This window comes from Actinobacillus capsulatus DSM 19761, from assembly GCF_000374285.1.
Taxonomy (GTDB): domain Bacteria; phylum Pseudomonadota; class Gammaproteobacteria; order Enterobacterales; family Pasteurellaceae; genus Actinobacillus; species Actinobacillus capsulatus.
Genome location: NZ_KB893955.1, coordinates 1 through 9902, shown reverse-complemented (window position 1 = coordinate 9902; position 9902 = coordinate 1). Strand labels below are relative to the sequence as shown.

Sequence of the window (9902 nt, the reverse complement as noted above, 5' to 3'; positions counted from 1 at the left end):
GCTGCATTGGAGGAAGAAGCCGAAAGAACGGCAAATAGTTTAGACGCCCCCTTAATCTATTTAAAACCGTGGAGTCATTTTCGTCGCTTTAAAAGGGGCGATGCTTATTTTGAACATATTATAGATGTGTTAATGGGGGCATTATTTGATGATTGGCGGGTATATGATACGGCGGTGCGTCCTGCTTTGGGGCATCAGGGGGAGAGATTAACGGTTGGGGGTGATGATGAACCATTATTTGAAGCTGAACAAAAAGAGTGGCGGGATCCGTTTATTGAAGAAAGATATGAAAAACAATTCTTTTTCTTTGATCAAAGTGTGACTGATAAAAACGATAAAAAACGCTATTACTTTATATCGCATTCGGCAATGCGGGAATATGAATGGGCTGCACTGGATACATTTAAGCCGAAAATCTTTCCTGATATTTATCGTCATAGTTATGTTGAGGAAATTATGGATAAAATTAAAGAAAATTCGCATTTGGGGAGATATAAGAAATGATGAGAAAGAATAAATTTACTAAACTCTTTAAAACTAAGTAATATAAATAATATAATCTAATTGAGATAAATGGGACTTGGTGGGTAGCAACGTGTAGTAGTGGGACAAGAAAAGTGAAAGGCTATTACAAAATATGAAAAAGGAAATTAGAAAGTAAATTTAGTAAAACAGCTTCATTTTAGAATAGTGAAGCTGTTTTTTTATTCACAAAACAAATCTGGTTGCTGATGTTTCATTATACGTTTTCGTACACGATTAATAACTTTACGAATGCCTGATTCAGTCATGCCATACTTTTTAACTAAAAAGAACCAATTATTACCAGTAAAATCATTATAAATATCTAAATCTCGTTGAGCAATTTTATAATAAAAATCTTTAGGAAAAGAAATGACTTGGCCAGCATAATGTTCAGCTAAGAAGTCAGCAACACTTGTTGAAATTTGTTCGCAAATTTCTGTATCAAGGTTGTAATTTTTGCATAGTGCACTCACGTTATCTTCAATGTCGCGCAAAAGCTCATGTCGTGCTATTTCCATTTGAGTGATCATCTTGTTTTTCCTAATTTATATAAACCAATAATATTAGAGATATGGTTCGCCAAATCTGCCAATAACTTAGAGCCTTTAACTTAAAGAATACCATTGTCAAATTTGGCGATATTCATTTTATTTACCTACTCGTTTTTGCCATTGTTTCAAATTTTCTAAAATCAAAGTGGCTTGTGAATTTGTCAGCTCATTCCACTGCATATCACCATTTAATGACCGCTTCACAAAGCTATTCAGTCCATGAGAAGAGCCATCATCAATCACGCTATCAGCGTGCATCTGTTTCCATACTGCCCACAGCTTACGTTGAATAGGCGAGAGAGATGATTTACTTCTCGGCAGCTGAATTTTAGCCCCTTTTGTCTGCAATAATTTTACTAATTTAATCAGATCTGAATAGCTTATATTTTTTGCAGAATTTTGGTAGAATTGTTGAGAAAGTAGGCTCCGATAAGTTTCATCATCCATTCCCAACTGTGTTTTTCCAATATGCACTAACTGCAACAGTTTATTTCGCATAACATCCCCTTAACATTGCTTTAATTTTCTGTAAATTGCTCAATGCCTTTAGCCTTTCAGCTTCTTCCTGTTCCACTGTTTTTGGCGGTGGTGGCGGTAGTTCTTTAATCTTGCGTTTAGGCATTGCATCAAGTAACTGTTTGGGATTAGGAAACCAATCACAAGTTTGTGCTAAATACATAAATGCCTCTTCAAATCGCCATTGGTCGAGTTCTTGCTCATAGTGCTTTTTATAAGTAAGCACACGTAACCACGTTTCTAAAGTTGCACTAATTGAATCTTCGGGAGGAGAGTTTTTTAAACGTAATATCAGCAACATTGCAACTCCTTTACCCAATGTTGCTTTCAACCATTGTTGATCCATTCTGCCACCTTATTCACTGCATTCACTGTTTTTGAACTCACAAGCGGTCGATTTTGCTCAGAATTATGCAAAACCACCGTAGTATTGGCAGGTTTGAAACTTGCAATAATCTCCAACAAATAACCGTGGGATTTCATCGGCAACTTCAACGTCTGCCGACTTGCCAACATCTGATTAATGGCATAAATCCAACTCTCTACGGGTGCAGGAAAATCACGCCCATCACGTTGAATTTTGCCAGCAGTAATCATTGGTGTAAGCTCATGTAAGATCGTTGCTACACGATCAAAGGTCAGCGATTTTTTAGCTGGGCGAAATAACCCTAAATAGCCAATCAACGCCTTGCCAAGTTCACCATTTACCATTAACGCTGCATTAAGTGCATCGCTTGCTGCCTGATTTGCCACTAACGCATCTAACGAATGTACCGCACCACAGGCACTACATTTCACTTTCATTTTTATTCTCCAAATACAACAAAACCGCCCGAAGGCGGTTTTTTATTAAGTCATTTTCAAGCCTAATTCATAATCAGGTTCTTGACAGTAAATACATAGCATTGTGCTAAAGGTAGCTCATTTTCATCAATAGCTTTTTCTGCTTGCTGAAGCTGACGAACTGCCTGCTGTAATTGCATTTTTAATTGTTCTAATGAATCAATCATCTCACACGCTCCCTCTTGCCTTGCCAAGTATGACAATAATTTGCTCTAGTGCTACACCATTGCTTTTGTTTTTCAGTTGTCGCTAATTTCATTGCTTCACACCACAAATTATAGGCTTGTTGATAATTACCTAACTGCTCACAGCGTGCTGCAGCTTCCGCTTTTTCTTTATACATAAACTGACGTTCAGTTTTGGCGGCAAGTATCATTTTCGCACCTCCTCATCATTCGGTTTAATTACAAACTCTTCCACACCTTCCCGAATAGAGATCCCCGAAATTGAACGAGCAATCTCAGGCTCTTTTAACATTGCTTCTTTGTCAAGTTCTTCTTTAGTACGGATAAAGCGGAACAACCCTAGCTTGCGTAAACTATCCAAAATACCTTCAATCCCTTTTGCTACAACTGCCGGTGGTTTTACTCGCCATTGCACTTCACCCGTAGGAAAATATGCTGTTTTCTGTTTACCTCCATTGGTCAATTCATCACGACGGCTTTCACAATAAGCCTGTACCGCCTTTTGCAACGGTTTCACTTTGTCTTTAAGTGCGGTCAATTTTTCCGTATATTTTTCATCAATCGCCGCTTTCTCATCTGCTTGCAGGGTAGAAAGTCGTACCCGTTCACGTTCCAAATCACCGATTTCCTTAATCGCCAACGCTACATCATCAGCCGTTTGCAGGTTCAATTCGTGAACATCCGCCTTAATTCGCACTGCTTTCTTAGCCATTTTCTGTCTCCTTCATTTCACTAGCATTGGGATAAAAATCTGCATCTTTATCATAAAGTTCAGCTCGAATACTCAATTTCCCCTCTTTATCTTCAATAAATTCAAATTGCTGAATGCCTTGCGCTAAGGCAGCAGCAATAGCCTCAGGCGAATCTTTGGTTAGCTCTGCAAACTCATGGCAACACGCCAAAAATTGATTTTTATCTCGACGAGAAATCGTTTTTAATACTTTGTTACACATTCATCACCACCTGTCCGTCTACTTTTGGAATACCTAAACTTTCCGCTAAATTCATTGCTGCAGTTAGTAAATTTCCTACAGCTAACGGATAAAGCAAACTTTGGCTCGTTTTGTTTCGTCCTACCGCAGTTAAACGTTGTCGAACTGCTAAGAACGCATCTTCTTCAAAAATATCGCTCAGCTTTTTGCCCACTCGCTCCAGCTTATGTTCCACATAACGCTCAAGCTCGGCATCAAGCGGTGCAAGTTCTACAATTTCACAACGTTGCACCACTTCACGCACTTCGGTATTACGTTCAGAAAGTTTGATTTTCAACTCAGGCTGACCAATCAACACAATAGAAAGCAGTTTTTTAAAGCCATCTTCCAGCTCAAAAAAGCGTTTCAAATGTTTCAACGTTGGAATCGGTAAAGCGTGTGCTTCTTCGATGATTAACACATTGCTGTAACCGCTTTTCACGCTTTCTTTTAGCACTTTGTGCAACTGGCGGAAGCGTGCTTCGGGCGAACGTTTCACGCTTTCAAGCGGTGAAAGAGTAGAAATAATCGCTTCGGCGATATGGGCAGCTTTCAATGTTTTGCCTTTCACGTCGTTGTCTTCCATTGCAATGATATACGGCTCAATCACCGTAATCGGAGCGTTTTCTTGGTTGATGCGATCAATCAAATCACGGCGGAGCGTGGATTTGCCAGCACCACTTTCACCGACGACCGCCATAAAGCCACCGTGTTTAGCGGTTTGAAATAATGCTTCACGTACATAACGCACGTCGGCAGAGCTGAAAACATCGTCCGCACTGCGTACATCTTCAGCAAACGGATCACGAAATAGCCCAAAATGTTTCTTTGTGGCTGGAAATAAAGCCTGTTTTGCGAGTAACATAATCTCGTCCTTAATTTCATCTGTGGTTTTAGGGGCGGAAGGCACTGGCTCGGTCGCCAAACTTTCCCCAGTGCCTTCCATTTCAAGCAGGCTTGCAAGCGGTTCAATAATCCCCAAACTTTGCAACGCACTGCCCAAATTCTTCTCAAATTCCACCCACTGTTTCACCCGCTGATTATGGTTAATCAACTGTGAAACCGTCGCAGGTGAAACGTTCATCTGTTGTGCCAACTGTCGCAGGCTCACGCCCTTGTCAATCAGCACCTGTTTTAGCTTTAACACATAGAACCTCCATTTATCAAAATTAGGCGGCATTCAGCTGTAAAATCTTCGTTTCAGGGTTTAAAACTTCAGGTAATTTATTGCCCTGCAACCAATCTTCCAGCGTAGTTATCGGCACGCCCTCGGAAAAATGTTTTGCCAAGTTTTTATAATGCTTACCGTTCCATTCAGGGAATCGTTCTTTCAACTGTTTTGCACATTCCACCAAATTCACAGGTTTCTGTTCCACACGTCTCGCGTTGGTAGTAAGTTCATGATCTTGTCCTTTTTTCGGTACAAACCAGTTCAAATTCGTTTCTTCAATATGCTTGTAAGGGTTAATTTCGCCGTTAAATAACGGTTTATTTACCTTTTTCGCACGTTTCAAATCATCTTCATTGGTTACACCGTAAGCCAGCTGTTCAGCTTGCTCTTTATGGGTTTCAAACTCGGTTTTCTTATGAGCCTTATATTCTTCACCAATCATCGCAGCGTCCACACGGAAGCCATATTCATTGACTTCAACTGGCTCAACTACCACCCAATAAGGTTTCAGGTTTTCCGAACCGTCTTCATCAACAACACGCTCAAAACATTGAACCTGCACACATTCAGGGCGATACGGATTCTTACCCACTGTGATTTTCTCGCCCACTTTTGCATCAGGCACATCACGTACATCGTAACGGCGGCTTTCAAAGCTAATTTCCAATTTGTCGCTAACTACACGCTCGGAAAGTGCGGTAATCATCAGTTCTTGGCAAATTTCTCGGCTCGGAGGCATAATCAATTGCTCGGGGCGAATAAATTGCCACATTTGATAGCGTGTCCGACCGTGGCGTGAATGCACCATTTTGCCGTTAAAATATCGCATCCATTGATGGGCAAGTTGATTTAACTCATCAAGCCCTGATACATTCATAAACCGCAAGCCGCTCTCAAATTGTCGCTCTACAATATCGTTGCCTTTTTCCACTTGCCCTTTAGCTCGGGCGTTTTTGGCTTTCGGGATTTCCACTTTCACATCAAGCTGATGCAGTAAGTGGCTGAACATTTGTGAGGTATTTGCTGTACCTCGGTCAAACATCAAAATTTTCGGCACACCGAAAAACGGTTCAGCTTTATTGGCTTTTGGTTGAATAGCGTTAATAAAGCATTGGCTCACGTTTTCTGCCGTTTCACCGCCGTACACATATTCCACATAAATCACGCCTGATGTGTGGTCAGTAATGACATATCGCCATACTCGTTGTGGCTCGACTTTCGCTACATTAGCAGGCTTGTTTTTGTAAAACTCACCTTCTTCCATAATGCACAACCCATTGCCTTTGCCTGTTTCTTTTAAGTAATACAGCACACACAATGACGGATCGATTTGCCACACGTGGTTTGGGTGCTTACTTTGCAACTGAACCACAGGGGCGGGGCGTAACAATTGGTCAGGGTGCAAATTGGCATTGCGTAATGCACGCTCCACTGAAGTAGCAGAATAAGGACGAACTTCACCAGTATTTTCGTCGATAAATTCAGCTTTAATACGATGATTTGCTCGTAGAATATCCAATACGCGTTCTAATGTTGCCATCGTCTTGCCGTTTTTCCGTCTAAGGTGCAACCAAGCAGCACTAATCAAATCAAGCTCAGCTTTTTCTAGCTGATGTTTGCCTTTATCCGACCGCACTTTACGATTGCTTTTAGGACGGTAGGGTTTAATTTGGCGTAAGAAAGTGGCTCGGCTTAGCCCTGTTTGCCTACAGCCTTCGTCAATAACTTTCTCCGTCTCGCCAAACTTTGCCGTCTCCACACGGTTTGCCCAGTGGGATAGCACACTCGGTAAAATTGCCATTGCATCGTCCTTACTCCACGATTTGTGCATCGCTTACTTCGTCTAAAATTGCCGCTATGCTCGGTTCAACCGAAGGCTTATCAGCGTATTCAGGTTTTGCCCATTCAGGCAGGTTATCGCCCGTTGGTTCATCGGTTAAGTTAAAGCGTTCTTTAAGCTCCGATAAAATCAACTGATACTCGGCAAGCACACCACTCATAAACTGACGATGGTCAATACCGTGTTCTTCTTGATGAGCTTGTAAGGCTTCAAAAGCCTGAAACACCTGCCCACGTAAAATGGCTTCCGCTTTATAACTAATCCCTGCAGTTTCTTCTCGCAACATCTCGCCACGTTGGTCTGGCGTTTGGGTTTCAATCAGTAGGGTCTTCTTGGCAAGCTCCTTGTCGAGCTTATTTAAACGTTCGTCCTTATTGGCAATCACTTTCGCCTGTGCATCGTAGTTTGCTTTCACGCTTTCCAGCTGTTTCGTCAGGCTCTCTTTTTCCTTGGCGTGCTTAGCGGTTAAATCTTCGATTTTCTCAATCAAATCTTCCTTGTCGGTGGTTTCCGAATAATCCGCATCCACAATCTCCGCTCGGGCTTCTTCCGGCAACTGGCGAAGTTTTCGCATTTCACGGTAGCCCAAGCCTAGGCGTTGGCTGGTTTCTAGGAAGTCTTCGCCGAATTTAGAAAGATTTTGCAGGTCTTCATCAACTTTTTGGCGAGTTAAACCGCAAGCTCTACAAAATTCTTCCCAACTGCCGACAGTCGTCAGTTCTCCGTCAATATAAGTTACTAACCCTTTGTATTTCTTAGCTTCTTTAACTTCTCTCATTACTTTCAAAGTGCCGACCGTCAGCAGTTTGTTTACAAAACCAAAAGCTCTAATCATACCCATTGCTTCGTGAGCTTCCGCAATATCCTGCGTCATCGCCTTTGCCGAAAGTGCGGTCGCATTTTGCACCTTTTGCATTTCCGCTACGGCTTCTTCACTAAAAATATGTTCATTACTCATTATTCACTCCTTACCAACTACCTGCTTGTACACGCTGGTCAATCAAATCAATATGTTCACGTTGTTTCTGCATTTCACGGTAATAGGTCACTGCAATCTGCAAACACTGCACACTTAACGCATACGCCCCGGTATCCAGCTTTTGTACAAAGCCTTCTGTTTCCAGTAATGCTAATGCACGGGTAACATTTACGGGCGTTTCACCAATCGCTTCACATAACTCTTTATTCGTCAGCCCAGTCAGGCTTCTGCCTTTTAAGGCTTTCAAAATCCGCAATGCCCGTTGCGTGGTGTTTAATTTCTCACGGCTCATCTTATCGCCCCCGCATTTGTCGAATAAACGTAGGCACATTCTCTATTGGCTTTGCCTTTGGCTCCACCACATAACCACAACGATTTAAAAAGCCCGTTGCCAGCTTAATTAACAATCTTTTCATGGGATTTCTCCTATCAATTTATACAAGCGGTTAAATTCCGCCATGTTTTTACAAAAGCATCGCTTTTCAGATCTGTTAAATTGTTAAAGAGCAAAGTGCGTTAAGCCGCCGCTTTTAAGCCAAGTTTCAAGGCAATTTCATGGCTTTTGCCATAGCTTGCTTTAATCGTGCCATTTAGCACTCTTGAAACATGGGTTGGGTCATAACCATTGGCTTTTGCCCAGTGAGCAAAAGTTTCTCCTTTCGCTCTAAATTCCGCCTTTACTTCAGTTGGCGTTTTAACTTTTTCTTGCATTGTTGCTTCTCCTCGTTGTGTTATAATTGATTAAATTTTTAACCAATCTTTTAAAAGCATTATGAGAACTAAAGTTCTCAAAGTCAAGGATAAATTGTGAATAATAGTTCTCTTTTTGCTGTTCGATTAAAAAATGAACGAAATCGTTTAGGTTTAACACAAGCGGATATTGCCAATAAATGCAGGGTTTCTCGTGAAATGTGGGGAAAATATGAACGTGGTGTAGCTTTAGCAGGAAGTGAAGTTTTGTTCTCATTAACTGAGATTGGTGTAGATATAGGATACTTATTTTCTGGTACTCGTTCAGTTCCACTTACTGAAAATGAAATATCTCTTTTAGATGATTACCGACAAAGTAACGAACAAGGTAAAGCTGCTATTGAACAAACAGCACAAGCATTGTCTGCAGTAAATAAACTGTTACAGAGCAGTGAAAATACAACTAAAAAACAATCAAGCTCTCATACCGAAATGCATATCGGCGAAGTAAAACAACAAAACAATATTCAACATTTAGAAGGTGGTATCACGTTTAAAGAAGGAGACTAAATGGCATTCCACATCAATAAAATCGGGCAATTTAATAACATCAACGAAGCTCACTTTCATCAAGTCGAAAAGGAAATCGATAAGACATGTCCCCACGTTGTAACCTGTCCTCAATGCGGTGGAGAAAGCTATCGTTTTAATGAATATTGCAATAACGGGAAATGCACTTTTGGCATTAAGGCGTATTTTGATAACCAAGAACGGTTGGAGAAAGAACAACGCCGTAAAGCTCTTTTGCAAAAACAAAGCCAAAAGCTCGCCATATTCACGATTATCGGCTTTGTATTGTGCTTATCAGGGCTATTTTTAGGCAGTAAATATCCCCTAGGCTATGTATTGTTCTTTGCCGCAGGTTTGTTAGCTCTCATTTTTAACAAAGCAGGGCAACATATTGAACAAGAAATTAGGAATATTGAGTAAGGAATTAAAATGGATATAGAAAATAGTCCAATAGTAGTAATAGAACATTTGGGTTCTTGGAAGGAACAAATTCAGGCACTAGCTGTTAAAAACCACATTGATTGATGCCCAATGTAAGCTGAAATATGGCAGACAATTTGAGTGAATTTACTTAAGGAAATAAATAATGCAAGCAAAAATTACGTTTTATGAAATTGACCGCTGTGGCTTTTATAAATATACAGGAGGGAGTTCACAACGTTTATTCGGTAATATGGGGGATGTGTTAGCCAATTTAATGCAATGGACAACAAATGCCTCGCTTGAAGAAACAAAGGTTCACGATAGTATTGATGAAATTATAGGGACGTATGTCTCATCAATTGTGACAGAACAGGCTCATGGTTCATATTTACTCGTATTATGGAATGAGGTTTTCTCAAGTGATGCCAATAAACCGGTTAAATCAAGCTATTGGTCTATTTAATGATTAATTATATTTATTAAAAAGGAGAAAACCATGACAGATCTAGAAGAAATTATTATTACAGAAATGGAAAAGTACTATCCAAACGCCGTATCAGACGCTGAATTTTGGGGAAAACTTGAGGAAACCTACGGCGAGTTTGAGTTAAATAATGTGGTGATGGGATTGTATAAGC

The 9902-nt window shown here is 40.6% G+C and carries 16 protein-coding genes and 1 pseudogene; 4 read left to right on the top strand and 13 right to left on the bottom strand.

Annotated elements, in window-relative coordinates; all coding sequences use genetic code 11:
* Positions 1-504: pseudogene (locus tag C228_RS14540) on the top strand (alpha/beta hydrolase); the annotation flags it as partial.
* 200 nt (positions 505-704) lie between these two features.
* Here the strand turns inward: C228_RS14540 and C228_RS0112700 are convergent.
* The 13 genes from C228_RS0112700 to C228_RS0112635 form a co-directional block, all read right to left on the bottom strand.
* A complete protein-coding gene (locus C228_RS0112700) occupies positions 705-1055 on the bottom strand; it encodes a Mor transcription activator family protein (protein ID WP_010945352.1) in 351 nt (116 codons plus the stop codon).
* 117 nt (positions 1056-1172) lie between these two features.
* Positions 1173-1574 (bottom strand): regulatory protein GemA, encoded by a 402-nt coding sequence (locus C228_RS0112695; protein WP_010945353.1) that lies wholly within the window; start codon positions 1572-1574, stop codon positions 1173-1175.
* On the bottom strand, positions 1564-1938 hold the full coding sequence (locus C228_RS0112690) for a hypothetical protein (RefSeq protein WP_010945354.1): 375 nt from the start codon (positions 1936-1938) through the stop codon (positions 1564-1566). Before C228_RS0112690 ends, C228_RS0112695 begins: the two co-directional genes overlap by 11 nt.
* Entirely contained in the window at positions 1920-2396 is a 477-nt protein-coding gene (locus C228_RS0112685) for a hypothetical protein (RefSeq protein ID WP_005597454.1), read from the bottom strand. Before C228_RS0112685 ends, C228_RS0112690 begins: the two co-directional genes overlap by 19 nt.
* A gap of 62 nt (positions 2397-2458) precedes the next feature.
* Positions 2459-2602 carry a hypothetical protein gene (locus tag C228_RS14535; RefSeq protein ID WP_018652969.1) on the bottom strand — a complete coding sequence of 48 codons (144 nt, stop codon included), beginning with the start codon at positions 2600-2602 and terminating at the stop codon, positions 2459-2461.
* The gene (locus C228_RS0112675) at positions 2599-2811 is read right to left on the bottom strand and encodes an ANR family transcriptional regulator (RefSeq protein ID WP_018652968.1); all 213 of its coding nucleotides are present in this window, start codon (positions 2809-2811) and stop codon (positions 2599-2601) included. Before C228_RS0112675 ends, C228_RS14535 begins: the two co-directional genes overlap by 4 nt.
* Positions 2808-3332: a host-nuclease inhibitor Gam family protein gene (locus C228_RS0112670; protein WP_018652967.1), complete on the bottom strand. Its 525-nt coding sequence runs from the start codon at positions 3330-3332 to the stop codon at positions 2808-2810. Before C228_RS0112670 ends, C228_RS0112675 begins: the two co-directional genes overlap by 4 nt.
* Positions 3325-3573: a hypothetical protein gene (locus C228_RS0112665; protein ID WP_018652966.1), complete on the bottom strand. Its 249-nt coding sequence runs from the start codon at positions 3571-3573 to the stop codon at positions 3325-3327. The genes C228_RS0112670 and C228_RS0112665 overlap by 8 nt, the downstream gene beginning before the upstream one ends.
* Positions 3566-4738, bottom strand: coding sequence for an AAA family ATPase (locus C228_RS0112660; RefSeq protein ID WP_018652965.1), 1173 nt, complete (start codon positions 4736-4738; stop codon positions 3566-3568). Before C228_RS0112660 ends, C228_RS0112665 begins: the two co-directional genes overlap by 8 nt.
* A 22-nt stretch (positions 4739-4760) precedes the next feature.
* The gene (locus C228_RS0112655) at positions 4761-6563 is read right to left on the bottom strand and encodes a DDE-type integrase/transposase/recombinase (RefSeq protein WP_018652964.1); all 1803 of its coding nucleotides are present in this window, start codon (positions 6561-6563) and stop codon (positions 4761-4763) included.
* Between the two features lie 10 nt (positions 6564-6573).
* Positions 6574-7560, bottom strand: a complete 987-nt coding sequence (locus C228_RS0112650) for a hypothetical protein (RefSeq protein ID WP_018652963.1) — start codon at positions 7558-7560, stop codon at positions 6574-6576.
* A gap of 10 nt (positions 7561-7570) precedes the next feature.
* Entirely contained in the window at positions 7571-7873 is a 303-nt protein-coding gene (locus C228_RS0112645; protein ID WP_018652962.1) for a helix-turn-helix domain-containing protein, read from the bottom strand.
* 224 nt (positions 7874-8097) lie between these two features.
* Positions 8098-8292, bottom strand: coding sequence for a DNA-binding protein (locus C228_RS0112635; RefSeq protein ID WP_005597478.1), 195 nt, complete (start codon positions 8290-8292; stop codon positions 8098-8100).
* A 96-nt stretch (positions 8293-8388) separates the two neighbouring features.
* Between C228_RS0112635 and C228_RS0112630 the strand changes: the two genes are divergently transcribed.
* The 3 genes from C228_RS0112630 (at position 8389) to C228_RS0112615 (ending at position 9727) form a co-directional block, all read left to right on the top strand.
* The gene (locus C228_RS0112630; protein ID WP_018652959.1) at positions 8389-8841 is read left to right on the top strand and encodes a helix-turn-helix domain-containing protein; all 453 of its coding nucleotides are present in this window, start codon (positions 8389-8391) and stop codon (positions 8839-8841) included.
* A complete protein-coding gene (locus C228_RS0112625) occupies positions 8842-9261 on the top strand; it encodes a hypothetical protein (protein ID WP_018652958.1) in 420 nt (139 codons plus the stop codon).
* A gap of 166 nt (positions 9262-9427) precedes the next feature.
* A complete protein-coding gene (locus tag C228_RS0112615) occupies positions 9428-9727 on the top strand; it encodes a hypothetical protein (protein WP_018652956.1) in 300 nt (99 codons plus the stop codon).
* Positions 9728-9902 lie beyond the last annotated feature (175 nt).

Bases quoted from the DNA above. Each gene is read 5' to 3' on its own strand.
- C228_RS0112700 (WP_010945352.1), bottom strand. From the start codon at position 1,055: ATGATCACTCAAATGGAAATAGCACGACATGAGCTTTTGCGCGACATT.
- C228_RS0112695 (WP_010945353.1), bottom strand. From the start codon at position 1,574: ATGCGAAATAAACTGTTGCAGTTAGTGCATATTGGAAAAACACAGTTG.
- C228_RS0112690 (WP_010945354.1), bottom strand. From the start codon at position 1,938: ATGGATCAACAATGGTTGAAAGCAACATTGGGTAAAGGAGTTGCAATG.
- C228_RS0112685 (WP_005597454.1), bottom strand. From the start codon at position 2,396: ATGAAAGTGAAATGTAGTGCCTGTGGTGCGGTACATTCGTTAGATGCG.
- C228_RS14535 (WP_018652969.1), bottom strand. From the start codon at position 2,602: ATGATTGATTCATTAGAACAATTAAAAATGCAATTACAGCAGGCAGTT.
- C228_RS0112675 (WP_018652968.1), bottom strand. From the start codon at position 2,811: ATGATACTTGCCGCCAAAACTGAACGTCAGTTTATGTATAAAGAAAAA.
- C228_RS0112670 (WP_018652967.1), bottom strand. From the start codon at position 3,332: ATGGCTAAGAAAGCAGTGCGAATTAAGGCGGATGTTCACGAATTGAAC.
- C228_RS0112665 (WP_018652966.1), bottom strand. From the start codon at position 3,573: ATGTGTAACAAAGTATTAAAAACGATTTCTCGTCGAGATAAAAATCAA.
- C228_RS0112655 (WP_018652964.1), bottom strand. From the start codon at position 6,563: ATGGCAATTTTACCGAGTGTGCTATCCCACTGGGCAAACCGTGTGGAG.
- C228_RS0112650 (WP_018652963.1), bottom strand. From the start codon at position 7,560: ATGAGTAATGAACATATTTTTAGTGAAGAAGCCGTAGCGGAAATGCAA.
- C228_RS0112645 (WP_018652962.1), bottom strand. From the start codon at position 7,873: ATGAGCCGTGAGAAATTAAACACCACGCAACGGGCATTGCGGATTTTG.
- C228_RS0112635 (WP_005597478.1), bottom strand. From the start codon at position 8,292: ATGCAAGAAAAAGTTAAAACGCCAACTGAAGTAAAGGCGGAATTTAGA.
- C228_RS0112625 (WP_018652958.1), top strand. From the start codon at position 8,842: ATGGCATTCCACATCAATAAAATCGGGCAATTTAATAACATCAACGAA.
- C228_RS0112615 (WP_018652956.1), top strand. From the start codon at position 9,428: ATGCAAGCAAAAATTACGTTTTATGAAATTGACCGCTGTGGCTTTTAT.